The sequence below is a fragment of the Lentzea sp. HUAS12 genome, from assembly GCF_024125735.1.
Classification (GTDB): domain Bacteria; phylum Actinomycetota; class Actinomycetes; order Mycobacteriales; family Pseudonocardiaceae; genus Lentzea; species Lentzea albida.
Map to the genome: position 1 here is coordinate 536193 of NZ_CP099738.1, position 25472 is coordinate 561664.

Here is a 25472-nt window from a genome sequence, read left to right on the forward strand (position 1 = left end):
CGTGGACAGACGATCGGTGTGGGCGGCGGTGAGCGCGGCCGGACTCGTGGCGGGTCTCCTGGTGGCGGGGACGACCAGCGCGACGGCCGCGGACCCCCTGGTCTCCCGGGGCAAAGCGATGACGGCGTCCTCGGTCGAGGGCGCCGGGCTGGAGGCGGCGAAGGCCGTCGACGGCAGCACGACCACCAGGTGGGCATCGCTGGAAGGGCGCGACCAGGAGTGGATCCGCGTCGACCTGGGCACCTCGCACGCGATCAGCCGGGTGCGCCTGAACTGGGAGGCCGCGTACGGCAAGGGCTACCGCGTGCAGACCTCCGCCGACGACTCGGCGTGGACGGACGTGTTCTCGACCAGCACCGGTGACGGCGGCGTCGACGACCTGACCGTGTCGGGTTCCGGCAGGTACGTGCGCGTCCTCGGCACCGCCCGCGGCACGGAGTGGGGCTACTCCCTGTGGGAGCTCGAGGTCTACGGCGTGGCGGGCGGCACCCCGCCGACCACGACCACGACCACGACGACCACGCCGCCGTCGAACGGCCTCGGCTACGCGTTCGGCAGCCGCAAGACCCCGTACGCGTCGGGTGTGCTGCGCCCGTCCGGCAGCACGTCCACCTTGGACGCGCAGGTCGTGGACTACTACCAGCGCTGGAAGTCCGCGTTCGTGCGCCAGAACTGCGGCAACGGCTGGTCGCAGATCATCTCGCCGGACGCCGACCACCCGTACGTCGCCGAGGCCCAGGGCTACGGCATGGTCGTCGTGGCCACGATGGCCGGCGCCGACCCGGACGCCCGCAGGATCTTCGACGGCCTGGTGAAGTGGAAGATCGACCACCCGTCGTCGATCAACCCGGACCTCCTCGCGGCGGAGCAGGACGTGAACTGCCGCAGCGTCAACGGTGGCGACGGCGCCACCGACGGCGACATGGACGTGGCCTACGGGCTGCTGCTCGCCGACCGCCAGTGGGGCAGTACCGGCACGTACAACTACAAGCAGCTCGCGGTCCGGCACATCAACGCCATCAAGGCGAGCGAGGTCAACCCGCAGACCAGCCTGCTCAAGCTGGGCGACTGGTCCAGCGCGGGCGACCAGTACTACTACCTCTCGCGGTCGTCGGACTGGATGGTCGACCACTTCCGGGCGTTCCGGAAGGCGACGGGCGACGGGGCGTGGGACACGATCCGCACCGCGCACCAGAACCTCATCACCACGCTGCAGCAGAACTACGCGCCGGGCACCGGTCTGCTGCCGGACTTCGTGGAGAACACGAACTCCTCCCCGCGCCCGCCCGCCGGGCAGGTGCTGGAGAGCGCCAACGACGGCAAGTACTACTGGAACGCCTGCCGTGTGCCGTGGCGCATCGGTGCGGACGCGGTGACCAGCGGCGACTCCTCGTCGCTCACGGCCGCCCGCAAGCTCAACACGTGGGTGAAGGCCAAGACCGGCGGCAACCCGAACAACATCGCGATCGGCTACCAGCTGAACGGCACGCAGATCTCCAGTGGCAGCGCCGCCGCGTACTTCGCGCCGTTCGCGGTCGTGGCCGCGACCGATCCGGGCAGCCAGGCGTGGCTGGACGCGTTGTGGAGCAAGATGGTGCAGACGCCGGTGGACGGCGGCAGCTACTTCTCCGCGAGCATCCAGCTACAGGTGATGATCACGGTGACCGGCAACCACTGGGTGCCGTAGCCCTGTGCGTTCCCGTCCCGGGCCACCGCTCGTGTCCCGGGACGGGAACCGGTTCCTGCGGTGCTCACAGCCGCTGGCGGAACCACCGGCGGATCAGGCTGATCGTGATGGCGACCATCCCGATGAAACCGAACGCGCGGAACCCGTCGCCGTTGACGTCCACACCGCCGGTGTAGGCGGTCATGCCGTAGAAGAAGAAGGCGACGTCCGCCACGAGCATCACGACCACGGCCCAGCCGGTCCAGGTGTGCACCTTCGCCTGGATGTGGTTGGTGATGCTGTTGTCGATGTTCATGCGGCCACCCTGGTTGACGTTCATCTGACCGTCGCCCTGGTGGTTGAAGATGCTGCTCCCCTCGGACGCGCGGTTGCGCGCACCGCGTCCGAAGGGGTCGTCGGCACGGCTCATCCTCCACCTCCGCCGTGCTGGGTGACGTTCATCGGCCCGTCGCCCTGGTTGGAGATCACGGTGCCGCCGTGGGACGCGGTGTTGGTCATCACCCGCTGCCCGCCGGCGCCGCCCGCGGGAGCGGCCTGGTCACCACCCTCCAGGTTCGCGATCAGGCCGCGCACGTCGGACTCGAACGTCCGGTGCCGCACCTGCCAGTACATCGACAGGCTGATCAGCGCGATGTCGGCGGGCAGTTGCGAGCGGTCGGGCAGCGGCGTGCCGTCGAGCAGCACCGGCACCACCGGGATGTCGCGCTCGAACGCCATGCGCAACTCGGTGCGGACCCAGTCGCGTTCGTCGTCGAGGCAGCGCTCGTCGTTCTTGTTGCGGATGGTCAGCCAGGACGGGCCGATCACGGCGAGTACCACGTCGGCGCGCTCCAGCTCGCGCCGGATGCGCCGCGGGTACACCGAGCCCAGCGGCAGGGAGTCCCGGTCCCGGAACACGTTGCCGGCGCCGTAGTGCTGGGCGAGCAGACCGGCGATCGCCGCGGTCGCGTGGACGCTGTCGTTGATCCGGTAGCTCAGGAAGATCCGGCGCACGACGTGTCTCCCTCCGCCGGTGTGAACCGCCCGACCTCCACCTCGGCCGCCCGCAGCACCTTGTCGCCGAGCTGGTAGCCCCCGCGCAACTCCCTCACCACGACACCGTCGTGCTCGGCGCTCTCGACCTCCGTGACGCGCACCGCCTGGTGCAGGCTCGGCGTGAACGGCGTGCCGACGCACGTCATCCTGCTCACGCCCTGGCGTGCCAGCAGCTCCTCCAGCTCGTTCGAGATGGAGTCCACATCACCGCCCTGGGGCGTGGACTCGATCCGGTCGAGGACGAGGATCACCTGGCGCAGCACGGGGGTGAGGATCTGCCGGGCGCGGTCGTCGCCCGCTTGGTCGAGCTGCCGGCACAGCTCGTCGTACATCTGCTTCTGCAGCTTGTCGTTGAGCAGCCTGCGCTGGAAGAGGTCGCGCAGTTCGGAGAGTTCCTGTTCGACGGTGCCCGTGTCCACTAGCGCCCCTTCCGCTCGACGCGGCCGAACTCGGTGGCGGCCTTGAGCCGGTGCTGCCACATCGGCTTGTGCCGCAACACGTAGAACAGGCCGCCGATGGCGATGATCATGAGGAATCCCATGAACACGGCGCCCGCACCTCCACCACCGACTCCGCCGACGAACGGCACGATGCCGAAGATGAGCAGGGCCAGGAACCACTTGTGCCAGTTGGTCCAGTTCCACTTCGGCTCGCGCGCCTCGTGGACCATCTGGCGGAGCTCCTCGACCATCTTCGCGATGTCCGGGTCGCCGGTCTTGAGGTTGTCGATGTTGTCGGCGCGCTTCATCACCAGCGACGCCTGCTCCTCGGACAGGATGTAGAAGCCGCCCTCGTTCAGCACCTGGCCGTGCAGCACGAGTGGCCCGATCTTGCCGAGGTGGTCCAGCAGTTCGTCGTGCAGGGCGATGGCGAGGTAGTAGAGGAACGCGGGGTTGTCGGGGTGCTCCCGCACCACCGACTCCATGATCTCGAGTGCCTTGGCGGCCATCTCGTTCTGCAGGAACACCTGAGCGATCGACGTCCGGTACTCGGGGTTGCCCGGATCGATCCGCAGCGCGTCCTCGTACTTGCGCATCGCCCTGTCCCACTTGCCCATCGCGGCGTACGCCTCGCCGAGACCGTAGTGGTAGGAGGGGTTCTGCGGTGCCAGCCGGATCGCCTCGGCGAACTCGTACTCCGCGTCGCCCGCGTTGCCCAGCAGGAACGAGGAGTGCGCGCGCAGGAACCAGGCGGCGTCGTGGTCGCCGCGCAGGTTGATCGCCTCGCGGGCCGCGTAGTTGGCGGCGCTCGGGTTGTCCTGGTCGAGGTAGGCGCGGGCGCGGTCGAGCCAGTCGATGCCGCCACCCCGGTCGGTGGGTCTCTCCGGCGGCCGGTAGTCGGCGAGCTCGCGGTCGAACGCGGCCCGCGTCCTTGTGTCGAGCAGCACCTTCTCGGCGCGGTCGATGTCACGCACCCGCGACTCGGCCTCCGCTCGCCGGTCCGGATCCGCGCTGCCCTGCCGCTTGATCCACTGCCGGCGCTGGGCCGTGATCGCCTTGCGGATCTCGTCGGCGCTCGCGGTCTGGCCGATCTGGAGCACCTCGTAGAGGTTGACGAACTGGGACGTGGTCAAGTTCAGCTCACTTCCAACATGCGGATCTTCTCCGCTGCCAGGTCCTTCTCCGCACTGTCCATGTTGGACACGTCGTGCACCTCGAACGTGCCGAGAGAACGGTTGGTGGTGAGGTCCGTGACCTCGATGAAGACCGTCTGGTCGATGTCGTAGGCGAACGTGACGTCCACCGGTGCCCCCGCGGGGTAGGCGGGGATGCGCAGGATCTGTTCGCCGATCACCTTCACGTACTGGGGATCGAGGTCGTCGCCCTGCGTGACCGACACCCTGATCTCGGTCTGCTGGTCGGAGACCGTGCGGAACGAACTGGTGTGCTTGGCCGGGATCCTGGTGTTGGGCGCGATGATGACGACGTTCTCCATGCCGTGCGTGTCCGCCTTCGCCAGGGTTCCGAGTCCCTGCGAGGTGACGTCCTTGACCGTGATCACGGGCAGCGCGGACGTGACGCCGGTCTGCTCGACGTCGACGAGGTGCGCCTGGACGGCGGCGCCGAGCGCGACGACCTCGTCCGGGTTCACCGCGCGCTCGGGCTGCATGCCGGAGAAGGACTCCATCATGTCGCGCACCATCGGCATGCGGGTCGACCCGCCTGCCAGCAGGACCCTGTCCACGTCGGACCACGACAGCCCGGCGTCCTCCAGCACGATCGCGGTCAGGTCACGCGTGCGGCTGAGCAGGCTGGAGGTGACCTCCTCGAACTCCTCGCGCGTCACCTCGACGGTCTTGGTCACCCCGCCGGCGCTCAGCACCACCTTGGTCTTCGCGATGGTCGTGAGCGCCCGCTTGGCGTTCTCGGCCTTCTCCCGCAGGTCGGCCTCGGTGTGCTCGTCCTCCAGCAGGTCGGGGCCGCCGAGTTCCTGGAATCGCGTGTTGAGCAGCCGCATCACCGCGTTGTCCCAGTCGAAGCCACCGAGGTTGCGGTCGCCGTTGGTGGCGATGGTGGAGAACTCGCGGTCCTCGATCCGCATGACCGTGACGTCGAAGGTGCCGCCGCCGAGGTCGTAGACCAGCACCGTGCCCGCGTCGCCTGCGTTGAGGCCGTAGGCGAGGGCGGCGGCGGTGGGTTCGTTCAGCACCCGGTGCACGGTCAGCCCGGCGATAGCTCCGGCGTCCTTGGTGGCACGCCGCGCGCCGTCGTCGAAGTACGCCGGCACCGTGATGACGGCCTGGTCGACCGGCCCGCCGAGGTGGAGTTCGGCGTCCTCCTTGAGCCTCTTGATGATGAGAGCGGAGATTTCCTCGGGCCGGAACGCGACGCCGTCGCTCGTCTCGAAACGCCACGCGGGATCGCCCATGGCGCGTTTGACGAATTGAACGGTGTCGAGCGGGGCCATGGCTGCAGACCTTTTCGCCATGGTGCCGACGAGGGTCGAGTCGGATTGGAAGAGGACCACGGAAGGGGTGATGTTCTCGCCTTCGCGGTTCGTGATGATCTCGGGTCTTCCCAGCTCACCGACCACCGCGACGGCGGAGTAGGTGGTGCCCAGGTCGATGCCTATCAGGTACCCCAACCTCGGCACCCCATTTCTGTCGAATTCCTCGGACGTAGTCGGACATTGAATCCGTTGATGGCTCGTCGTGATTCTGGGTGCTACATCGCGGGCTTCGGCGAGGGCGTTAACGGAAATAGTTGACAGATTGTGGACACATGACTTCACGTGGTCTTCGTGATCCGGATCACCGGTGATGTCGGGTTGACCTTGACCCTGGGTCAAGGTTCGAGGCTGTGGTCATGGACAACGACTTCCTCGCCACGACCACAGCCCGCTTCGCCGTCCCCGGTGCCGCCGTCGGCGTCTTCCACGACGGGGAGGAGCGCTTCTTCAGCCACGGCGTCACCAGCCTCGAGAACCCGTTGCCGGTCGACGAGGACACGCTGTTCCTCCTCGGCTCGGTCACCAAGACCTACACCGCCACCGCGATCATGCGCCTGGTCGCCGACGGGCGGGTGGCGCTGGACTCCCCGGTGCGCGAGTACGTGCCGGAGCTGCGGCTCGCGGACGGTCGCGAGTGCACCGTCCGCCAGCTGCTCAACCACACGTCGGGCCTCGACTGGGGCACGATGACGAGCACCGGTGAGGGCGACGACGCCCTGCGCAGGCACGTCGGGGAACTGGCCACCCTCAAGCTGGTCGGCGAGGCCGGGGAACGTCCGTCGTACAGCCAGGCGGGCTTCAACCTGGCGGGGCGCATCATCGAGAACGTCACCGGGCAGACCTACGAGCAGGCGATCACGACGTTGCTGCTGGAGCCGCTCGGCCTGCGGAACACGCACTTCGACCGGGACGCCGTGATGACGCGCCGGTTCGCCGTCGGGCACGAGAAGGGGGAGGTCGCGCGGCCGTGGCGGCACTGGCGTGCCAACAACCCCGGTGGCGGCATCGCGGCGTCGGTCGCGGACGTGCTGCGATGGGCGCGGTTCCACCTGGGGGACAACGGACTCGAGGAGATGCGGCGGCCCACGGCGGTGCTGCGCGGCAGCAACCTCGGTGACGCGATCGGGGTCTGCTGGTTCCTGCGCGAGATCGACGGCGTGCGGACGATCGGGCACGGTGGTTCGTCCAACGGGCAGTTCGCGGAGCTGCTGATCGTGCCGTCGCGGAACTTCGCGGTGGTGTCCGTCGCGAACCAGGGGCCGGACGGGATCCCGTTCAACCAGGCGGTGGTGCGGCGGGCGCTGGAGAGCTGCCTCGGTGTGGTCGACCGCGACCCGGAACCGTTGCCGTACAACGCTTCCGCGGCCTCGGAGGTCGCGGGCGGGTACGCGAACGACGCGATGGTGATGACCATCGACGACACCGGGTCGGGACTGGTGCTGGAGGTGCTGATCCGGCCGGAGATCCGGGAGTCGGCGGAGGCGGAGCTGCCCGCCGACCACGCGCCGTTCCCGATGGGGCTGCTGCCGCGCGACGAGTACGTGCTCACCTCCGGTGCCTTCAGCGGGCAGCGCGGGTTCTTCAGCAGGGACGCGTCCGGCGCGGTCGTCGGTGTCGATCTCGCCGGACGGACGTTCGGCCGGGTGCGATGATGCCGCGGTGATCACGATCGGCCGGCTCGCCCGGTACGCCGGGGTGACGATCAAGGCGGTGCGGCACTACCACAGGGTGGGGCTGCTCGCGGAGCCCGGCCGCGACCACTCGGGCTACCGCCGCTACACCGCCCGGGACGCCGTCGACCTGGTCAAGATCCGCACGCTCGCCGAGGCCGGGGTGCCGCTCGCTCGCGTGAAGGAACTCCTCGTCGCGGGGGAGGAGGAGTTCGCCGCGGCGGTCAGCGAGATCGACGAGGCGCTGCGCCGCCGCGAGGAGGAGATCCGGCTGGCACGGGAACGGGTGGTGCGGCTGCGCGCCGGGAACTCGCTGTTCGTGACGTCCGAGGTCGCCTCCATGCTGGAGACTTTGCGGGACATGGGGGTCAGCGAGCGCGGGGTGCGGGTGGAACACGAGGTCTGGGTGCTGATGCGGACCGTCGCGCCCGACGAGGCCGCGGTGTGGCTCGCGGACAAGGTCGACGCGCTCGCCGACCCCGAGTTCCGGCAGATCTACCTGGCCCACGACGAGGCGTTCGACTACGCGCCCGACGACCCGCGGCTGCCCGCGCTGGCCGCGCGGACGGCGGCGTGGCTCGCGAGGCGCCCGGAGGTGCCCGCGGCGGACCCGGAGATCAGCGCGCTGGCGCTGGAGGCGGCGGGCGCCTCCTCACCGGCGTGGGACGCGTTGCGCCGGTAGGAGGGCGCGGTGGTGACGGCCTGGAGAACCGTCCACCGTTCGGTGTCGAACACGAAGACCCTTCATCTGACTCGAGTCCCGCTTGAGCGGTCCGCCCTACGATGCGGATCCATGGGGATCCGACCGGTGACGTGCGTGGTCTTGGCCGTGGTTCTGGCGGTGTCGGGTGCGGGTCCGGCCCAGGCGGGAGGGCGGCAGTTGTTGTACTACAACCACGCCTGGGGCACGCTCGACCGCGCCACGGCGGACGCCGTCGCGCACTCGCCGTACGTCAGGGACTTCGCGGACTTCGAGGTGCGCACCACCACGGGCGCGGACGGCAAGACCTGGACCGGGCGCTACCTGCGCGGCCGCGAGACCTACCTCGAGATCTTCGGCAACGGGGACGTGCCGGGCTCGGACGGCGAACCCGGATCCGCCGGTCTCGGGCTCTCGACCGAGCACGACGGTGACATCGAGAAGCTCAAGACCCGGCTGCGCGGCGCCGGCGCGAGCCCGATCGACTTCCTGCAGACCCGCGACTTCGGTGACGGCAGGCCCGTGCCGTGGTTCGACTCGGTGTACCTGGCCGAGACCTACCAGCGGTTCGGTGCCTGGGCCATGGAGTACCGCGACGAGTACCTCAACGACCCGCGCGGCAAGGTGGGGCCCGCGAAGTTCCCCGGCGACGTCACGCGCGAGCGGTACATGCCCGACGAGTACCGGAACCGGCTGATGCGCGACGTCACGTTCGTCCACGTCGCCATCACCGCCGCCGACATGACCCACACCGTGCCGTTGCTGCGGGCCGGTGGGTTCTCGCTGCGGACCGAGGGCCGCACGGTCGTCGCGACGTGCGGCGGCACCACGCTGCGGATCGACGAGGCCCCGGTCGAGCGGATCGGGCTCAAGCGCGCCGAGTTCGAGCTGAACCGCCCCGTCGGCCTCCACGTCGAGCGGCTGGGCACGTCGACGCTGGTCGTGGGGCCGGGCAAGCACGCCGTCTGGACGTTCTGACACCCTGGTCCGCACGGACGGACGAACGGGGTGCCGGTGTCGCTGGTCGGGCGGGATCGTGAGCGGGAACGGCTGACCGCGCTCGCGGAGACGGGCGGCGCGCTGCAGGTCGTCGGCGAGCCCGGCGTCGGCAAGTCGGCGCTGCTGTCCTGCGTGGACGGTCACCGGGTCGTCGGAGTCGAGGCCGAGGCGGAGTTCCCCTACGCCGGACTGCACCAGGTGCTGCACCCGTTCCTGTCCGGTCCCCGGCGTGCGCTCGACGTCGTGTTCGGACTCGCCGACGGCCCCGTGCCGCCGGTCCACCTGGTCGGGCTCGCGGCGCTGGAGGTGCTGACGGAGGCGCGGGCCGTCGTGCTGGTCGACGACGCGCACCGGCTCGACCGGGAGAGCCGGGACGTCCTCGGCTTCGTGGCGCGCCGGCTCACCGCGGGGGCTCTGATCGCGACGGCCTCCCGAGCTCTGTTCGCCGGTGTGCCGACGTTGTCCCTGGAGCCCTTGGCGGCCGGTGACGCCGTCGCCGTGCTCGACGCCGTCGCCCCCGGCCTGGACGCCGAACGCCGCTCGTGGGTGCTGGCCCAGGCCGCCGGCAACTCGTTGGCGCTGGTGGAGCTCCCGTTCGGCGGCAACACCCTGGCGGAGACCTTCGCCGCGCGCGTCGCGGCCCTGTCCGCGCCCGTGCGCTCGGCGCTGCTCGTGCTGGCCCTCGGCGGTGCGCCCGGCACGGACCTCACTCCCGCCGTCGAGGCGAGGCTGGTGGACCGGGACGGCACGTTCCGGCACCCGCTGATCAGGTCCGCGGTCGTCGGCGGGGCGGGCGCCGACGAGCTGCGCGAAACCCACCGCCGCCTCGCGTTCGCGACCGGCGAGGCCGACCGCCGCGCGTGGCACCTGGCGGGCGCCGCCACCGGCCCCGACGAGAACGTGGCCTGCCTGCTGGAGAAGACGGCCGACCGCGCGTTGCGACGGGGTGGTGCCTCGGCGGCGGTGAGCGCGCTGGAACGGTCGGCCGCGCTCGGAGTCCCCGGCGAACGCCCCCGGCGGCTCTTGCGAGCGGCCGAACTCGCCTGCGAGGCGGGCCGCCGCGACGACGTGGAGCGGATCCTGCTGTCCGTGCGCGGCCTGGACCTCGACGACCGCGAGCGGGCGCTCGTGACGTGGCTGCCGACGGCGTTCGACGACGGCGTGGGCGTGGCGGGGGCGGGCGAACTGGTGGGCCTCGCCGAGTCCGTGGTGGCGGGCGGCGACGTCGAGCTCGGCCTGCGGATCTTCTGGAGCGTCGCGATGCGCTGCTTCTGGGTGGAGCCGGGGGCGGCCGTGCGGGAGCGGATCGCGGCGGTGGCGCGCAGGCTGCCGATCGAGGCGGGCGACCCGCGCATGCTGGCGATGATGGCGTACGTGTGCCCGGTGCAGCAGGGGGACGCGGTGGTGGCGGGGCTGCGCGCGGCTGGTGGAGGTGGCGACGACCAGACCGGGGTCCGTCCGCTCACTCCCGACGACCCCGCCACCCTCCGGCTGCTCGGCAGCGCCGCCCTCCAGGTGGGCGCGTTCGCCGACTCCGTCCGGTTCTCCCACGCCGCCCAGCGCGGCTTCCGCGCCGAGGGCCGGTTCGCGCTCCTCGCCCGCGCCCTGGCCGTCGAGGCCTGGAGCCGCACCCGGCTCGGCGACATCGCCGCCGCCGAACCCGTCGCCGCCGAGGCCGTCCGCCTCGCCGAGGAGACCGGCCAGCCCTACATGCACGGCCTGGCGGTCGCCGTGCAGGCCGAGATCGCCGCCCTGCACGGCGACCACGAGCAGTCCGCGCGCCTGGCCGCCACCGCAGAACGCATCGGCCTGGCGGCAGGCGCCCGCCCCGTCCTCGCCACCGTGCAGCTCGCGCGGAGCCTGGCCGCGCTGGGCGAGGGCCGCTACGCCGACGCGTTCGCCGCCGTCCGCCGCGTCCACGACCCCGTCGACCCCGCCTACCAGCTGGCGCTGCGCCGGTACGTGCTGCCCGAACTGGTCGAGGCCGCGACCCGAAGCGGCAACACCGATGAGGCCCGCAAACTCGTCGAGGAACTCGACACCGCCACCAGCTCACCCGCCCTGGCCGCCGGCCTGCGGTACGCGCGGGCACTCCTCGCGCCCGACGACGAGGCCGAGGCCCTGTTCGACGTCGCCCTCAACGCCGAGAGCTCGCCGTGGGACCGTGCGCGCGTGCAGCTGGCGTTCGGGGCGTGGCTGCGCCGACAGCGACGGGCTGCTCAGGCGAGGCCGCACCTGAAGGCGGCCGCGGAGGCGTTCGAGGCGTTCGGCACGAGGGACTGGGCGGAGCGGGCGCGCGAGGAGCTGCGCGCGTCGGGGGAGTCGCGCGGTGGCAACGGCGAGCTGACCGAGCACGAGCTGACCATCGCGCGGATGGCGGCGGACGGGCTGACCAACAAGGAGATCGGGGAGCGGCTGCACCTGTCGCACCGGACGGTGAGCACGCACCTGCACCGCATCTTCCCGAAGCTGGGGGTGACGGCACGGGCGGAGCTGAGGGAGGCGCTCGAACCACGTCCATGACGTACCGAGCCACCGTCACCTGACGCTCGCGACCCCCGCCACCCCGCCCCTACCGTCGCCGACATGATCAGCAGGCGACAGTTCTCCCAGGCCCTGGCCGTGGCCGGCCTCGCCACCACCGCGGCGGCCACCGCGACCGCCCACGCCTCCACCCCTGCCTGGGGCGAGCTCAAGCAGGTCAGGGCCGGCCTGCTCGACGTCGGCTACGCGGAGCTCGGCCCCGCGGACGGTCCCGTCACGATCCTGCTGCACGGCTGGCCGTACGACATCCACAGCTTCGTCGACGTGGCGCCGGCCCTGGCCGCGAAGGGCCACCGCGTGCTCATCCCGTACCTCAGGGGCTACGGCCCCACCCGCTTCCTGCACGCGCACACGAAGCGCAACGGCCAGCAGTCCGCCATCGCCGCCGACCTGATCGCGTTCATGGACGCCCTGAAGGTCCGCAAGGCGACCCTGGCGGGGTTCGACTGGGGCGCGCGGACGGCCTGCGTCACGGCGGCGTTGTGGCCGGAGCGGGTGAAGGCGCTCGTGTCGGTCAGCGGCTACCTGGTCGTCAACCTGGAGCAGAACCAGCAACCGCTGTCGCCGCAGGCGGAACTCGGCTGGTGGTACCAGTACTACTTCGCCACGGACCGCGGGGTGAAGGGCTACGAGCAGAACTCGTACGAGTTCAACAAGCTCATCTGGAGGCTCGCCTCGCCGCAGTGGGACTTCGACGAGGCCATGTACGCGCGGAGCGCCACGGCGTGGAAGAACCCCGACCACGTGGCGATCGTCGTCCACAACTACCGCTGGCGCCTGCAGCTCGCGCTGGGCGAGCACCGCTACGACGGGCTCGAGCGCGCGCTGCAGGCCAAGCCGGTGATCAGCGTTCCGGCGATCACCGTCGCCAGCGACTTCGACGGGCCGAACAAGGACGGCGCGGCGTACCGGAAGCAGTTCAGCGGCCGCTACGAGCACCGGGTCCTCGACGGCATCGGGCACAACGTGCCGCAGGAGGCCCCGGTGGCGTTCACCGAAGCCGTCCTCGACGTCGTCAAGGGGGCGTGAGGATCCCGCCGGCCGCCGTGCGGATGCGCAGCGAGGACACCCGCGCGTCCCGCACGATCCGGTCGACGTCGTAGGCCACCAGACGGCCGCCGCGCTTGACGATCCGGCCGTCCGAGAACACCGTGTCGACGTTGGCCGCGGTCGCCGCCTGCACGAGGGTCGTCTCGACCAACCCGCCCGGAGCGAGGTTGATGTCGTTGGCGCGCACCAGGACGACGTCCGCGCGCTTGCCGACGGTGATCGACCCGGTGACGTCGCCCAGCCCCAGCGCGCGGGCGCCGTTCAGCGTCGCCATCCTCAGCACCTCGGCGAACCCCACCTCGGGCAGACCCGCGGAAGGCGTGCCGGCCCAGGGGATGCCGGTGTTCCAGACGAGCCTCATCGACTCGAACACGTCCGACGGCGCGATCGAGGTGGCGTCCGACGACAGCGACACCGGCACCCCGGCCCTGCGGAACCGCAGCAACGCGTCCCGCGGGTCGCCGGCCGACCCCAGCCGGAACTCCGAGTGCGGGGACCACGAGAACGAGGTCCCGGTCCGCGCCATGACCTCCATGTCGCTGTCCAGCGCCGTGACGTAGTGGCACAACAGGGTTTTCGGCCCGAGCCAGCCCCGCCGCTCGTAGTCCGCCGCGTCCACGATCCGGGGCGGCGACTGGCCCGCGTGGATCGCGACGGGCAGGCCGCGCGCCATCACCGCGTCCATGTCCGCGAAGAACGCCGGCTCGTCGCTCTGCGACAGACCGCGCACGCACACACCGAGGTGCACCAGCCCCTCGAACGCCGTGCCGCCCGCGAAGTACTGCTGCCGCACGCGATCCACGTCGGAGAAGTCCATCGGCACGTCCCGCGGCATCTGGTCGACGTGGCCGTAGGAGAACCGTGCCCGCAGCAGACCGTCGCGGTGCGCACGCAGTTCGGCGTCGGCGTGCGCGGGGGAGCGGGTGTTGTTGGACCAGTTGTGCACCGTCGTCACGCCCGCGTTCGCCAGTTCCGCGAGCCCCAGCAGCACGGACCGGTAGACGTCGGAAGGTTCGTACAGCGTGGAAGTGGCGCGCTTCGCGGCGAAGTACGGGAACCCGTCGGCCACGAAGTTGCGGCCCAGCGCGCTCCACAGGTGGAAGTGGGTGTTGACGAAGCCGGGCAGGACGATCATGTCCGAGGCGTCGACGACCTGCGCGCCCCGGGCGTGCAGGTCGCGCCCGATCGCGGCGATCGTGCCGTCGTCGATCAGGACGTCGGCGCGCGGTAAGACCCCGAGCGCGGGGTCCACGGTGACGACGGCGCCGTTGCGGATCAGGTAGCGCCGGCGCCGGGTGTCCGCGGTCTCGGCGCTAGCGACGCCACCGGCGGCGGACGCGGCCAGTGCCACACCGAGCGATGTGGTGAGGGTCCGTCGGTTGATCATGCGGCCTCCAGAGGCAGGGGAGTGCCGCCATGCTCACCCGCCTCAGCGCGCCTGGTCCAGTGGCCTCAGGTGCTTCATGGCGTTCGCGGTGAGCGCCTCCATCTGCGGCCGCGCCGCCTCCAGCCGGCTCGCCTCGCTCGCCTGGCGGCGGATGACCTCGTCCACGTTGGACGCCTGCACCAGCAGTCCCGGCGCGACGAACCAGCCCTCCGGCAGGCTCCTGCCGCTCTTGGCGTGCTGGGCGAGCATCCACCCGGCCACCGCGCCCTTGAGGAAGTGCTCGGCGGAGATCGTCGCGACGAGGTGGCCGTCCTTGACGCCCTGCAACGCCTTGGGGTCGATGCTGAACGCCCCGGCGAGCCACCGCGCGTTCTTCTCCGCGTGCACGGCGGCGAGGGTGACCGCGTCGACGTCACCGGCGCCCAGCAACGCGAGCGCGTCCTGGTTCGCGTCGGCCAGCCGCTGCCACGTCGCGAGGTTCGTCGCCTCGTCGCGGCCGGTGTCGAGCGGGCCGATCACCTGCAGCTTCGGCAAGCGCTCGGCGAGGCGGGCGCGCATCCCGAGCACGCGCTGGTCGAGCGCGGGCATGGCGGGGGAGTTGCTGCCGATCACGACCTTGCCCGCGGCGTCCGGCGGCAACCGGTCGGCCGTCGCGTCCGCGAGCAGCGCGCCCAGTTCGAAGCCGTCGTTCTCGATCATGAGCTTCACGCCGCTGCCCGGCGCGACCTGACCGCCCGCGACCGCCATCACCGGGACGCCCTGCTCGACCACCCGCGCCATCGGCTCGGCCACGAGCTCCGGCGCGACCGCCGACACCCCGATGCCGCCCTTGGCCCGCGTCGCGAGGTCTTCGAGCAGTTCGACCTGCTTGAGGCCGTCGTGCGTGTTCGGTCCGGTGACCTCCGTCATGACACCTCCCGCGATCGCCGCGCCGGCGCGGAACCCCTCGCTCATCTCCTTCGAGAAGTCGCGGCTGTTGTTCTGCGCCAGGAACCCGATTGTGGGCGGGTCATCGGACGTCTGGGCGGTCCCGCAGCCGGTCACCCCCGTCACCGCGAGCAAAACCGCAGGCAGGACGGCACGGACGGTGCGGACCATGAACGAGCCCCATCAGTTGGTCGTGGAAAGCCGACAAGGCTAGTGCACATCGGACCGTGGTGTCGGCTTGCGCGGAATCCTTTGGCTGCGTACCAATAGCACCTTCCCCCGAAGCGATGTCCACGTGAGGCGCCCGTAGATGCTGTCCAACTGGGTCGAAGCCCGGACGACCGTGCAGACGACCGTCGTCAGCCTGACGGTCGGCCTCGCCGCGTTGGCCGGCCTCGCGCTGTGGACGAGCCTCAGCATGCAACAAGCCGCAACGCACGTGCACGAACTCAACGAGATGAGCGACCACTGGGGTCTCGTCGTCCAGAACGTCGACGTGGCCGACCACGCCCTCACCGACTACGTCCGGTCCGGGACGAAGGTGATGCGCGAGCCCGTCGCGAACGCCGCCGGTGCCGCCGACGAGAGCCTGCGCTGGTTGCGGGACAACGGAGGCCCGGCCGACGTCCGCGCCGCCACGATCGTGGGCGACCTCTACCGCGACTACAGCGGTCTGCTCCGCGAGACGGTCGCGGCAGGGGACCGGGACGACCCCACGACGTCGTTGCAGAAGGCGTACCAGGCCGAGCTGACGCTGGTGTCGTTGCGCAAACAACTGTCCACCGTCGTGCAGCTCAAGCGCCTGGAGACGACCGAGTACCTGCGCGCCGCGGAAGTGCGCAACGGCAACCTCCGCCTCGCCGCCCTGATCGCGTTCGCCGTCGACCTGGGACTGGTCGCGCTGTGCGGCGTGGTCCTGCTCGGCCACCGCCGCCAGATCCTGCGCCAGGCCGCCAGGAGCGAGCACGAGGCGCTGCACGACGCGCTGACCGGCCTCGCCAACCGCACGCTGCTCACCCAGCACACCGAGCAGGCCATCCGCCGCAGCAACCAGACCGGCGACCCGCTCGGCCTGTTCCTGATCGACCTCAACCGCTTCAAGCCGATCAACGACACCCTCGGCCACGCGTTCGGCGACAAGCTGCTGCAACTCGTCGCCAACCGCCTGACCGGCGCCGTCCGCGAGATCGACACGGTGGCGAGGCTCGGCGGCGACGAGTTCGCGGTCCTGCTGCCGTCGGTGAGCACGTCCGCGAACGCCCTCATCGTCGCCGAACGCGTGCACCGCGCACTGGCCGAGGCCGCCACCGTCGACGGGCTCGCGGTCGACGTCGGCTGCAGCATCGGCGTGGCGCTGTACCCGACCGACTCGGCCGACGCGCACGAACTGCTCAAGCACGCCGACCTCGCCATGTACGCGGCCAAGCGCGCCCGGCTCGGCACGTCCGTCTACGAGGCGGTCCTCGACCAGCACAGCGCCGCCCAGCTGACCGTGATCAGCGATCTGCGGCGCGCCCTCGACCAGAGCGAGCTCGTCCTGCACTACCAGCCGAAGGCCGACCTGCGCACCGGCGAGGTCTGCGGCGCCGAGGTCCTGTGCCGCTGGCAGCACCCGCGCCACGGCCTGCTGGGACCGGACAGGTTCATCCCGGCCGCCGAGGAGACCGGCCTGATCGAACCGCTCACGCAGTACGTGCTCGACCACGCACTGGCCCAGTGCCGCACGTGGCACCTCACCGGCTGGGACGTCCCGGTCTCGGTCAACGTCGGCGCCCAGTGCCTGCACGACAGGACGTTCCCCGACCAGGTCGCCGCACTGCTCGAGCACCACGGCCGCCCTGCGGACGTGCTGACCCTGGAGATCACCGAGAGCGCGATCATCGCCGACCCGCACCGCGCGTGCGACGTGCTGACGCGGCTGCGGGAACTCGGCGTGCGGCTGTCGATCGACGACTTCGGCACCGGCTACTCGTCCATCGCCTACCTGCGCACGATGCCGGTGCACGAGATGAAGATCGACCGCTCGTTCACGACGAACATGCGCACGGACGCCTCCAGCGGCGCGATCACCCGCTCGTTGCTGGGACTCGCGCACAACCTGGAGCTGGAGGTCGTGGCCGAGGGCGTCGAGGACGAGGAGACGTGGTCCGTCCTCGCCGCCCTGGGGTGCGACATCGTGCAGGGGTACTGCCTGAGCAAGCCGCTGCCGGCGGACGAGTTCGGGACGTGGCTGCGCGACAGGGTGTCGAACGGGGTGTCGAACGGGGTGGGAGCACCGGCTCCGTGAAGGGCGGGCCGGGGACACGCCGCCCCGACCCGCAACCCCGCCCCGGCCCGCCGCCCCTACCGCTGCGTCGCCAGCCGGTACGCCGCCGCCCCGATCAGCTCCAGCGACACCTGCAACCTCTCCGGGCTGATGTTGTCCCGGATCGTGTCCTCCGGCGTGTGGTAGATCGGCTCCAGCTGCGCCGGCCCGCCCTCCCCGCGCCAGCTGAAGTTGGCCGACGCCATGCCCTTCTCGTGGAACGGCACGTGGTCGCTCGACCCGCGCGCCACCGGCCCGTGCACCCGCGGGTCGTAGCCCAGCCGTTGCGCGGCGGCGCGGACCGCGGCCGTCGTCGCGTTGTCGGCGCCGTCGACGGACAGCAGCCAGTACGCCGTCGCCGGGTCGTGGCTGGTGGCGACCATGTCGTTCTGGAACACGCCCTTGATCCGCGCGATCTCCTCCGGCGGCAGCTGTGAGACGTAGTGCCGCGACCCGAGCAGGCCCTGTTCCTCCGAGCCCCACAGCGCGAACCGCAACGCCTTGTGCGTCGGCAGGTGGCGCAGCACACGCGCGAGTTCCAGGGTCAGCACCGTGCCGCTGCCGTCGTCGTTGGCGCCCGGAGAGCCCGGCACGGTGTCGTAGTGCGCGGTGACCATCACGACCCCGTTGTCGCGCCACGGGAACGTCGCCGGACGGTCCGCGATCACGTTGTAGGACGTCAGGTTCGGGTGGTGGACCGTGCTGATCGCCAGCTCGCCGGTGCCCTGGGCGCGCAGCTTCTCGGTGTGCGCCTGGGCCAGGCCGATCACGGGCACGGCGACGTCGCGGTCGAGGGTGGGGGAGAAGGCGCTGGACCTGCTCGCCGTGGCGGAGATCCGGCCGAGGACGACCGCCACGGCACCGCGTTCGATCGCCGCGTGCGTGGGGGCGGAACCGGTCGGGGCGTTGACGTAGAACGCGATCTTGCCCGTCAGGTCGGGTAGCTGGCCGTCGACGACCTCGACGAACGGGGCCTTGACGGTCACGCCGAGCTTGCCGAAGCGGGACGCGCCCGCCTGCCACGTGCCGTTGACTTCGGCGAGGTACTTGTCCGGCACGGTGAACGGCTGCGTCGTCACCTGGTACCGCAACGCCTTCAGCTCGCGCACCAGGAAGTCGCGCGCCCGGTGCTCGGACGCGGTGCCGCCGATGCGCGGACCGATCCGGTCGCTCAGGACCTCGAGGTGCTCGAGCGCCTTGCGCGCCCGAACCCTTGCCACCACCGGGAAGTCGCCGAGGTCGAGGTCCGGCAGGTGCGAGGCGCCGGGCCGCTGGTCGCCTGCCGCCAGTGCGCTCGCGGGGTTGGCCACCACGGCGGCCACTCCGGCCGCCGCCGCGAAGAAGTCACGTCTGCGCAAGTCGTCCCCCATCTCCCGAAGTCCTGAGGCGAACGTAGGCAGGGCGGCGGGCGCGCGACAACCGACTAGCGGCTGGCTTTCACCCTGTGGTCGCCGGAGTGTTCGAGGACGAGGTCCTGCACCTGCCTGCGCGCGTGTGCCCGCGCTTTCTGCACGCACGCCATCAGTTGCGCCGCGAGCACTTCGGGGGCGAGCTCGCGGACCTCCGGGCTCAGCGCGATGCCGGTCGTGAGGCCGTTCGAGTCCACCGTGACGCTGACGCCGCCGCGGGTGGCCTCACCGGTGACCGCCGCGAGCAGCGTGACGAGGTCGAGGTAGCGGCGCTGCTCGCGTTCGGCGGCCGCGTCCCTGCGCTCCTCCCACCACGCGATCCGGCGGCGCAGCAAGGCCTGAGTGGCCGCCGGGTCGGACACCGGGACCGTCCACGAACCGGACGCCGTGTGCAGTGCGATCGCTTGAGCGTGGGCCGTGACGCGGAGGATCCGCGCGAACGAGACCCCGGCGTCGACCCGGGACCCGTGCCGCGTGGTCCAGTCGACGCGGTCGGTGCCGATCACCAGACGCGTGCCGCCGTCCGCCAGCACCAGCGGGAACGCCGTCGAGCCGAGTTCCAGGACGGGCGAGGAGAGCAGCGAGCGGTGGGCCAGCCGGGCGAGCGCGCTCGCCGACCCCGCGCCGAGCACCCCGGCCGCGCACAACGCCTTCACCGCGATCGCCGCGCCCGGACTGAGCCGCAGCGCGATGCCCGATCCCGGCAGCACACCGAGCACGAGCTGTGCGCCCGTCATCAACGTCGTCGCGGGCAGCCAGGAGTGCGGGTCGCTCAACCCGTTGCGGCGCAACCACGTCAGCAAGGCCCATGCGCACGCCGCCGCGGCCACGGCCGGGATCGCCGACCACCACGGCATGACCTGCTGCCCGGCGGAGGTCATCCCGGCGAGCACGACGCAGACGATCCCGATCGCGACGGGCAGCACACCGGCGGAGAGGAGCAGCAACGTCCTGGTGCGGCGCCAGCGCGAGGCCAGCGCGTGCACGACCTGGGGATCGTTGATCAAAGGGATGGCGTGGGGGATGAGAGTCATTTCGGGCGCCCCTCGTCAGCTCGCCGCTCATCACGTGGTTGTGACGTGCGGGCCGACCAGACTTCCCGGCTCACCTGCCCGTAAATATGACGTAAATGTCCAGATCAGGCAAGTGTTGTCCACTGTGGACGGCACGAGCGCTGGCCGTGGACGACCGCCGATCCGTTGTGCCGAAATGCTTTCGCGCGACTCGAACGAACTTGGTTCAATGCGGCGGTGATCTCGTACAGCACCGATCTCAGCGACCTGACCGAGGCCGACCTGGCCGGGTTCTTCGTCGGCTGGCCCAAGCCGCCGACACCCGCACAGCACCTCGCCGTGCTGCGCGGGAGCTACCGCGTGGTGATCGCGCGCTCGGACGGCGAGGTCGTCGGCTTCGCGAACATGATCAGCGACGGCGTGCTGACCGCGTTCATCCCCTGGCTGGAGGTGCGGCCGTCGTTCCAGGGACAGGGCGTCGGCACCGAACTGATGCGCCGGATCGTGGCCGAGGCCGGGCACATGTACTCGATCGACCTCGCGTGCGACGACGAGCTGCGGCCGTTCTACGAACGCCTCGGCATGATCGCGTTCACGGGGATGGGGCTGCGCAACCGCGACGCGATCTAGACGCGGTCTAGATGCCTTCGAGGTCCAGGGTCTGCTGGTGCGGGCCGCCGGTGAACGAGCTGGTGAGCAGACCGGCGGAACGGCACCGCCCGCACGTCACCGGGGAGGTCGTCGCCTTGAACCGGGTGAAGTCCCAGCTGCCCGTGCCGACGTGGCAGCCCGGTCCGGGCACCTCCAGCCCGAGCCAGCCCTGCAACCGCACGGCGTGCACGACGTCGGACCCGTCGAGGTACCCGTTGAGCCGCCCGGCGAACCGGTTGCGCGCTTCCGCCGCGGGCGCGCTCAGTGCCTCCTGCAAGACCGAGATGCCGTTCATGGACCCGATTCAACCTCACCCGGCCGCGTCGAGCCGCGCACCACGCCGCTCCAGCACGGTGAGGCTCCGCGCACACCACCGGACGTTGTCCCGCTCGAACGACAGGCCGCGCAACAACGTCAGGTACGGCCCGACCCGTTCGGCGGTGGCGAGGAACTCCTCTTCCGCCCGCCCGTCGAGGAGCTTGGCGCGCAGGCGTTCGTAGCGCTCGATCTTCGCCTCGGCCCACTGCTTGCGCTCCCGGATCGAGGCCTTCACCGCCTCGGCGTCGCCGGAGTCCACCGCCAGCACCGCCACCAGCAGTTCGTCCCGGATCGCCGTCGGCTTGTGCCGCGCGGCCGTGAACGCCGTCAACTCCTCGAGCCCGGCGGTGGTCAGGGAGAACAGCCGCTTGGTCGGCCGGCGCTCCTGCTCGACCGTCCGCGCGGTGATCAGCCCGTCCGCCTCCATGCGGTCGAGCTCGCGGTAGAGCTGCTGCGGCGTGCAGATCCAGAAGTTCGCCACGGACGCGTCGAACACCTTGGCCAGGTCGTAGCCGGACGACTCCCCGTCGAGCAGGGCGGCCATCACGGCGTTGCGCAGCGACATAGCAGCAGGTTACGGTGCCATCACCTAGTCAACAAGTTGAGTATGTGAGGGCGTGCCGTGAACGCATTCCGCAAGGCAGTCGAGGCGCGCGACACCGAGGCGATGGCGGCGTGCCTGGCCGACGACGTCGTGTTCACCAGCCCCGTCGCCTTCGCCCCGTACCCCGGCAAGCCGCTCACCGCGGCGATCCTGCGCGGCGTCATGCGGGTCTTCGAGAACTTCCGCTACGAGCGCGAGATCATCGACGGCCCCAACCACGCGCTGGTGTTCCGCACCGAGGTCAACGGCAAGGAGGTCCAGGGCTGCGACTTCCTGCACCTCGACGAGAACGGGCTGATCGACGAGTTCACCGTCATGGTGCGCCCGCTGTCCGGCGCCCAGGCCCTGTCCGAGGCGATGGCCGCCCAATTCGAGCAGATCAAGGCCGAGGCCCTGGAGGAGCTCAGCTCCTGATCTCGTACACGCTCACGTGCCGCTTGCTGTCCGCGGTGAACGACTCGCCCTCCCACCCGCCGTACCTCGCGCGCAACCGCAGTCCCGCGATCCGCGCCATGAGGTCGAACTCGGACGGGTGGCTCAGCCGCTGCCGGATCGGGCCGAACCGGATGCCGTCGGCGCCGATGTGCACGTGGTTCTCGTCGAGCATCTGCGTCACCGGGTCGTAGCGGTTCACGTCGAGCCGGACGTGGTCGACCTCGACGGCCTCCACGTCGACGAAGTCGTGCCGCTGCCGTGCCGCCCAGCTCGGCAGGCCGCACTCCACGACGAACACGCCGTCCGGGGTGAGGTGGCGTGCCGCGTTCTCGAAGCAGCGGACCTGGTCGTCCTGGGTGAGCAGGTTCGAGATCGTGTTGTAGACGAGGTACACCAGCGGATACGTGCGGCCCGTGCCGGCCACGGACATGTCGCCCATCGTCACGTCGACGTCCGTGCCGCCGGGTTTCTCGCGCAGGCGCGCCACCATGTGCGGGGACAGCTCGACGCCGTCGACCGCGACGCCGCATTCCCGCAGCGGCAACGCGATCCGGCCGGTGCCGATCGCGAACTCGAGCGCTCTGTCGCCGAACGACGCGAGGAAGCGGACGGTCTCGTCCTCGTCGCCGCGGGGGTGGTTGTCGTAGGTCTTCGCCGTTTCGGGACTGAAACTCGGGTTGAATCCCTTCACGACCCCGACGCTAGACCTCGTGGCCAGTGAATTTCAGCCGCAACAGCGCCAGGTCGTGCAGGTCCCGCTCCCGCGGCTCGTAGCCCTGGTGGAAGTGCAGCTGCTGCTCGACCGACAGGCACCGCACCCTCGTGCCCAGGACGGTGCCGGTGACGAAGCACGAGGCGGGGTAGCGGAACGGCTCACCGGGCGTCAGCGAGGACTGCTCGGCGCTGCCGTCCTCGGCGTAGCGCAACGGGTGCAGGTCGATCTCTCGCCCGCGGGGATCGGTGACCACGAACCGGACCGGGCGCCACGAGAGGGTCTCGGCGAACCCGAGCGCGGCCAGCGCCGCGAGGACCCGCGGTTCCTGCTCCTCGCGGTGCATGAGGTCGAGGTCCCCGTGCGGGCGCGTCTGCTCGCCCACCAGGGCGTCGACGCCCCAACCGCCTCCGATGCAGACGTCGAAGCGTTCAAGTGCAGCCAAGATCTCCAGCACGTCCTCACCGGTCACGCCGCACAGCGTGCAGGGGAAGGGGAAAAGCCGCCACCGCGTTTCGCGCGCTGCTGCTAGCTTGGGGTCGTGCCGGACTTCAAGCTGCCGCTCTACGGCGCTGACACCGAACGCGGCGACCTCGCTCCCTGAGTCGTCCCGCTCCTCCGCCACACCTCATCACCGTCGCAGCACACAGGGGGCTTCGCCATGCGGTCGTTCGTCCACGCCCTGCCCAAGGTCGAGTTGCACGTCCACCTCGTGGGCTCGGCCGGCCTCGACACCGTGCTGGAACTGGCCCGCCGCCACCCGGAGGCCGGTGTGCCCGCCGAGCGCGCCGAACTGGAGCGGTTCTACGCGTTCCGCGACTTCGACCACTTCCTCGAGGTGTACTGGGCGGTCCAGTCGATGCTGAAGGGCCGTGAGGACATCCACGCCCTCGTCGTCGGTCTGGCCCGCGAACTGGCGCGCCAGAACGTCCGGTACGCCGAGGTCACCGTGACGCCGCACAACCACCTGACTGACGGCATGTCCGGTGACGACCTCCTGGCAGGCCTCGAATCAGGACGTGCCGCCGCCGCAGAGCTGGGCGTCGACCTGGCCTGGTGCTTCGACATTCCGGGCGAGAAGGGTGTCGTGGCCGGCCGGGAGACACTGGCGTTCGCGCTGTCCGAACGCCCCGTCGGCCTCGTCTCGTTCGGCCTGGGCGGCCCCGAGGAAGGCGTCGGGCGCGCCCAGTTCGCCCCTTTCTTCGACGCCGCAAGGGAAGCGGGCCTGCACAGCGTCCCGCACGCGGGCGAGACCACCGGCCCGGAGACCGTCTGGTCGGCGTTGCGCGACCTGGGCGCCGAGCGGATCGGCCACGGCACGAGCTGCGTGCGGGATCCCGCGCTCGTGGAACATCTGGCGTTGAAGGGAATTCCCCTGGAAGTGTGTCCCACGTCCAACGTCCGCACCCGGCAGGTGACGTCCGTCGAGGAGCACCCGGTGCGGCAGATGCTCGACGCCGGTGTCGTGGTCACCCTGAACACCGACGACCCGCCGTTCTTCGGCGCCACGCTGGAAGGCGAGTACCTGGCGGTGGCGACGGCGCTGGACCTCGGGCCCGCGGAGGTCGCGAGGCTGGCCGAGAACGCCGTGTTGGCGTCGTTCCTGCCGGACAGCCGCAAGACCTCGCTGCGGCAGGAGATCCGGCGACTGGTCTGACCGGCGGAACCAGTCCTTTGGGTGGTGGACACCGGCCGGAAGGGCGGGGATCGTGCAGCCTGTGGAGCAGGTCGTCGAGGTCACGGACTTGGACGCGGCCAACGAGTTGTTAAGCGCTGCATATGGCCCGATGCGCCTCAACGGGGGCATCGAGCACCCGCGCATGCGGATGTCGTCACAGGTGTACGGCCAGGTCCGGTTCGACGAGGTGCGCGGGCACATCGGCCTCGAGGTCGCCGTCGATCCCCTGCGCAGCTACGTGTTCGGGCACACGGACTCCGGGATGGTCTACTACGGCTCTGACGGGGAGGACCGCTTCTGGTTGCCGGGCGAGGCCTTCCTGAGCGCCCCGCCCGACAGACCGTTCGTCGGCGCGATCCGCGACCCGGGCCTGTCGACCGTCACGCTGACCCAGTCGGTGGTCGACGAGGTGGCCGACGACGTGAGCTTCTCCGGCTTCCGGCCTGTGTCACCGGAAGCGGGGGCGGTCTGGTGGTCCACGTGCGTGCACCTGCGCGACCAGGTGCTGCCCCTGTTCGGTGACAACCCGCTGGTGCGCGCGAACGCCGGCCACCTGCTGGTGTCCGCCACGCTCGCCGCCTTCCCCAACACCACCCTCGCCCCGCCGACGTCCGCCGACCGGCGTGACGCGCACCCGGCGAGCCTGCGCCGTGCCATCGCTTTCATCGAGGACAACGCCGCGACGGACATCTCGGCCGCCGACATAGCCCGTGCCGCCCGCGTGTCCATCCGCGCGTCGCAGCTGGCGTTCCGCCGTCATCTCGGCACGACGCCGATGGCCTACCTGCGTGCCGTGCGGCTGTCCTGTGCGCACGCGGACCTGAAGGCGGGCAAGGGTTCCGTTACTTCGATAGCGGCTAGATGGGGTTATGCTCGCCCGAGTGTGTTCGCCGCCCAGTACCGGGCCACCTACGGCGTCTCGCCGTCGCGGACCCTGCGGTCGTGCTGACTTCGTTTTCCCGGTCGTGCCTTCGCTTCCGCTGCTATCGGTGACGCTCGGGAGTGCGGTGAGGTGGTTCATGACCGCCTGTGAGACCAGCCCGTTCGCGGTGCGGACGCAACGCTCCGGCACCCGCTTCGTCGCCACCTGCCGCGGTGAGATGGACATGACGACCTGCGACCTGTTCTTCGCGGCCGTGCTGCCCGGCATCACCGACACCACCACCGACCGCGTCTCGATCGACATGGCCGAGGTGACGTTCCTGTCGGCGGGAGGCCTGCGCACGCTGCTCGTCCTGCTCTGCGCCGCCCACCACAACGGCAAGTCGTTCTCCGTGCACGACACCCAGCCGCAGGTCCGCCGAGTGCTCGACCTGTTCGGCTTCACCACGTTCAAAGCGAGCCTTGTGTGGGAGGCAACCATGTCGCCGAAGGGCCACCGCAACTAGCTTGACCAGCT

Annotated in this window: 25 protein-coding genes; 12 read left to right on the top strand and 13 right to left on the bottom strand. The window is 70.7% G+C overall.

What is annotated here, in order from left to right:
* Position 1: 1 nt before the first annotated feature.
* The gene (locus ND450_RS02625; protein ID WP_253324560.1) at positions 2 to 1687 is read left to right on the top strand and encodes a glycosyl hydrolase family 8; all 1686 of its coding nucleotides are present in this window, start codon (positions 2 to 4) and stop codon (positions 1685 to 1687) included.
* A gap of 64 nt (positions 1688 to 1751) precedes the next feature.
* Here the strand turns inward: ND450_RS02625 and ND450_RS02630 are convergent, their stop codons facing one another.
* From ND450_RS02630 to ND450_RS02650, 5 genes are read right to left on the bottom strand one after another with little or no spacing between them, the layout of a single operon-like run.
* Positions 1752 to 2096 (bottom strand): hypothetical protein, encoded by a 345-nt coding sequence (locus ND450_RS02630; protein WP_253324561.1) that lies wholly within the window; start codon positions 2094 to 2096, stop codon positions 1752 to 1754.
* On the bottom strand, positions 2093 to 2680 hold the full coding sequence (locus tag ND450_RS02635) for a toll/interleukin-1 receptor domain-containing protein (RefSeq protein WP_253324562.1): 588 nt from the start codon (positions 2678 to 2680) through the stop codon (positions 2093 to 2095). The genes ND450_RS02630 and ND450_RS02635 overlap by 4 nt, the downstream gene beginning before the upstream one ends.
* On the bottom strand, positions 2662 to 3141 hold the full coding sequence (locus ND450_RS02640) for a nucleotide exchange factor GrpE (protein ID WP_253324563.1): 480 nt from the start codon (positions 3139 to 3141) through the stop codon (positions 2662 to 2664). Before ND450_RS02640 ends, ND450_RS02635 begins: the two co-directional genes overlap by 19 nt.
* On the bottom strand, positions 3141 to 4295 hold the full coding sequence (locus ND450_RS02645; RefSeq protein ID WP_253324564.1) for a tetratricopeptide repeat protein: 1155 nt from the start codon (positions 4293 to 4295) through the stop codon (positions 3141 to 3143). The genes ND450_RS02640 and ND450_RS02645 overlap by 1 nt, the downstream gene beginning before the upstream one ends.
* 2 nt (positions 4296 to 4297) lie before the next feature.
* Entirely contained in the window at positions 4298 to 5806 is a 1509-nt protein-coding gene (locus ND450_RS02650) for an Hsp70 family protein (protein WP_253324565.1), read from the bottom strand.
* Positions 5807 to 6027: 221 nt separating this feature from the next.
* Here ND450_RS02650 and ND450_RS02655 point away from each other — a divergent pair, with 221 nt between their 5' ends.
* The 5 genes from ND450_RS02655 to ND450_RS02680 all read left to right on the top strand — a co-directional run bounded on the left by ND450_RS02655 (position 6028) and on the right by ND450_RS02680 (position 12613).
* Positions 6028 to 7323, top strand: coding sequence for a serine hydrolase (locus ND450_RS02655; protein WP_253324566.1), 1296 nt, complete (start codon positions 6028 to 6030; stop codon positions 7321 to 7323).
* 7 nt (positions 7324 to 7330) lie between these two features.
* Positions 7331 to 8023 (top strand): MerR family transcriptional regulator, encoded by a 693-nt coding sequence (locus ND450_RS02660; protein WP_253324567.1) that lies wholly within the window; start codon positions 7331 to 7333, stop codon positions 8021 to 8023.
* Positions 8024 to 8134: 111 nt separating this feature from the next.
* The gene (locus ND450_RS02665) at positions 8135 to 9019 is read left to right on the top strand and encodes a DUF5829 family protein (RefSeq protein WP_253324568.1); all 885 of its coding nucleotides are present in this window, start codon (positions 8135 to 8137) and stop codon (positions 9017 to 9019) included.
* Positions 9020 to 9049: 30 nt separating this feature from the next.
* Entirely contained in the window at positions 9050 to 11563 is a 2514-nt protein-coding gene (locus ND450_RS45840) for a LuxR family transcriptional regulator (protein ID WP_305885203.1), read from the top strand.
* Positions 11564 to 11626: 63 nt separating this feature from the next.
* The gene (locus ND450_RS02680; protein WP_253324570.1) at positions 11627 to 12613 is read left to right on the top strand and encodes an alpha/beta fold hydrolase; all 987 of its coding nucleotides are present in this window, start codon (positions 11627 to 11629) and stop codon (positions 12611 to 12613) included.
* On the opposite strand, the gene ND450_RS02685 is transcribed toward ND450_RS02680, so the two are convergent.
* Together ND450_RS02685 and ND450_RS02690 are read right to left on the bottom strand one after the other, a co-directional pair.
* Positions 12600 to 14021 carry an amidohydrolase family protein gene (locus ND450_RS02685; protein ID WP_253324571.1) on the bottom strand — a complete coding sequence of 474 codons (1422 nt, stop codon included), beginning with the start codon at positions 14019 to 14021 and terminating at the stop codon, positions 12600 to 12602. The two genes, ND450_RS02680 and ND450_RS02685, sit on opposite strands and share 14 nt — an antisense overlap.
* Positions 14022 to 14063: 42 nt before the next feature.
* A complete protein-coding gene (locus ND450_RS02690) occupies positions 14064 to 15119 on the bottom strand; it encodes a sugar ABC transporter substrate-binding protein (protein ID WP_253324572.1) in 1056 nt (351 codons plus the stop codon).
* A 139-nt stretch (positions 15120 to 15258) separates the two neighbouring features.
* Between ND450_RS02690 and ND450_RS02695 the strand changes: the two genes are divergently transcribed.
* Positions 15259 to 17235: a bifunctional diguanylate cyclase/phosphodiesterase gene (locus tag ND450_RS02695; RefSeq protein WP_253324573.1), complete on the top strand. Its 1977-nt coding sequence runs from the start codon at positions 15259 to 15261 to the stop codon at positions 17233 to 17235.
* A 56-nt stretch (positions 17236 to 17291) separates the two neighbouring features.
* Here ND450_RS02695 and ND450_RS02700 read toward each other — a convergent pair whose 3' ends face one another.
* Positions 17292 to 18623 (bottom strand): M28 family peptidase, encoded by a 1332-nt coding sequence (locus ND450_RS02700; RefSeq protein WP_253324574.1) that lies wholly within the window; start codon positions 18621 to 18623, stop codon positions 17292 to 17294.
* A 53-nt stretch (positions 18624 to 18676) separates the two neighbouring features.
* Positions 18677 to 19696, bottom strand: coding sequence for a YbaB/EbfC family nucleoid-associated protein (locus tag ND450_RS02705; protein ID WP_253324575.1), 1020 nt, complete (start codon positions 19694 to 19696; stop codon positions 18677 to 18679).
* Positions 19697 to 19912: 216 nt separating this feature from the next.
* Between ND450_RS02705 and ND450_RS02710 the strand changes: the two genes are divergently transcribed.
* Positions 19913 to 20305, top strand: coding sequence for a GNAT family N-acetyltransferase (locus ND450_RS02710; protein ID WP_253324576.1), 393 nt, complete (start codon positions 19913 to 19915; stop codon positions 20303 to 20305).
* Positions 20306 to 20312: 7 nt separating this feature from the next.
* Here ND450_RS02710 and ND450_RS02715 read toward each other — a convergent pair whose 3' ends face one another.
* Together ND450_RS02715 and ND450_RS02720 are read right to left on the bottom strand one after the other, a co-directional pair.
* Positions 20313 to 20621 (bottom strand): hypothetical protein, encoded by a 309-nt coding sequence (locus ND450_RS02715; RefSeq protein WP_089919765.1) that lies wholly within the window; start codon positions 20619 to 20621, stop codon positions 20313 to 20315.
* A gap of 15 nt (positions 20622 to 20636) precedes the next feature.
* On the bottom strand, positions 20637 to 21209 hold the full coding sequence (locus ND450_RS02720) for a PadR family transcriptional regulator (protein ID WP_253324577.1): 573 nt from the start codon (positions 21207 to 21209) through the stop codon (positions 20637 to 20639).
* A gap of 57 nt (positions 21210 to 21266) precedes the next feature.
* Between ND450_RS02720 and ND450_RS02725 the strand changes: the two genes are divergently transcribed.
* Positions 21267 to 21662, top strand: a complete 396-nt coding sequence (locus ND450_RS02725; RefSeq protein ID WP_253324578.1) for a nuclear transport factor 2 family protein — start codon at positions 21267 to 21269, stop codon at positions 21660 to 21662.
* Here ND450_RS02725 and ND450_RS02730 read toward each other — a convergent pair.
* Entirely contained in the window at positions 21652 to 22374 is a 723-nt protein-coding gene (locus tag ND450_RS02730; RefSeq protein ID WP_253324579.1) for a class I SAM-dependent methyltransferase, read from the bottom strand. The two genes, ND450_RS02725 and ND450_RS02730, sit on opposite strands and share 11 nt — an antisense overlap.
* 10 nt (positions 22375 to 22384) lie before the next feature.
* On the bottom strand, positions 22385 to 22867 hold the full coding sequence (locus ND450_RS02735) for a nucleotidyltransferase domain-containing protein (RefSeq protein WP_253324580.1): 483 nt from the start codon (positions 22865 to 22867) through the stop codon (positions 22385 to 22387).
* A 189-nt stretch (positions 22868 to 23056) separates the two neighbouring features.
* Here ND450_RS02735 and add point away from each other — a divergent pair, with 189 nt between their 5' ends.
* From add to ND450_RS02750, 3 genes are all read left to right on the top strand, one after another.
* Entirely contained in the window at positions 23057 to 24052 is a 996-nt protein-coding gene (gene add, locus ND450_RS02740; RefSeq protein ID WP_253324581.1) for an adenosine deaminase, read from the top strand.
* A 52-nt stretch (positions 24053 to 24104) separates the two neighbouring features.
* The gene (locus ND450_RS02745; protein WP_253324582.1) at positions 24105 to 25022 is read left to right on the top strand and encodes an AraC family transcriptional regulator; all 918 of its coding nucleotides are present in this window, start codon (positions 24105 to 24107) and stop codon (positions 25020 to 25022) included.
* 70 nt (positions 25023 to 25092) lie between these two features.
* Complete coding sequence (locus ND450_RS02750) at positions 25093 to 25461, top strand: STAS domain-containing protein (RefSeq protein ID WP_253324583.1); 369 nt, start codon at positions 25093 to 25095, stop codon at positions 25459 to 25461.
* The last annotated feature ends 11 nt before the right edge of the window (positions 25462 to 25472 follow it).

Bases quoted from the DNA above. Each gene is read 5' to 3' on its own strand.
- ND450_RS02630 (WP_253324561.1), bottom strand. From the start codon at position 2,096: ATGAGCCGTGCCGACGACCCCTTCGGACGCGGTGCGCGCAACCGCGCG.
- ND450_RS02655 (WP_253324566.1), top strand. From the start codon at position 6,028: ATGGACAACGACTTCCTCGCCACGACCACAGCCCGCTTCGCCGTCCCC.
- ND450_RS02665 (WP_253324568.1), top strand. From the start codon at position 8,135: ATGGGGATCCGACCGGTGACGTGCGTGGTCTTGGCCGTGGTTCTGGCG.
- ND450_RS02680 (WP_253324570.1), top strand. From the start codon at position 11,627: ATGATCAGCAGGCGACAGTTCTCCCAGGCCCTGGCCGTGGCCGGCCTC.
- ND450_RS02685 (WP_253324571.1), bottom strand. From the start codon at position 14,021: ATGATCAACCGACGGACCCTCACCACATCGCTCGGTGTGGCACTGGCC.
- ND450_RS02690 (WP_253324572.1), bottom strand. From the start codon at position 15,119: ATGGTCCGCACCGTCCGTGCCGTCCTGCCTGCGGTTTTGCTCGCGGTG.
- ND450_RS02695 (WP_253324573.1), top strand. From the start codon at position 15,259: ATGCTGTCCAACTGGGTCGAAGCCCGGACGACCGTGCAGACGACCGTC.
- ND450_RS02700 (WP_253324574.1), bottom strand. From the start codon at position 18,623: ATGGGGGACGACTTGCGCAGACGTGACTTCTTCGCGGCGGCGGCCGGA.
- ND450_RS02705 (WP_253324575.1), bottom strand. From the start codon at position 19,696: ATGACTCTCATCCCCCACGCCATCCCTTTGATCAACGATCCCCAGGTC.
- ND450_RS02715 (WP_089919765.1), bottom strand. From the start codon at position 20,621: ATGAACGGCATCTCGGTCTTGCAGGAGGCACTGAGCGCGCCCGCGGCG.
- ND450_RS02720 (WP_253324577.1), bottom strand. From the start codon at position 21,209: ATGTCGCTGCGCAACGCCGTGATGGCCGCCCTGCTCGACGGGGAGTCG.
- add (WP_253324581.1), top strand. From the start codon at position 23,057: ATGCGGTCGTTCGTCCACGCCCTGCCCAAGGTCGAGTTGCACGTCCAC.
- ND450_RS02750 (WP_253324583.1), top strand. From the start codon at position 25,093: ATGACCGCCTGTGAGACCAGCCCGTTCGCGGTGCGGACGCAACGCTCC.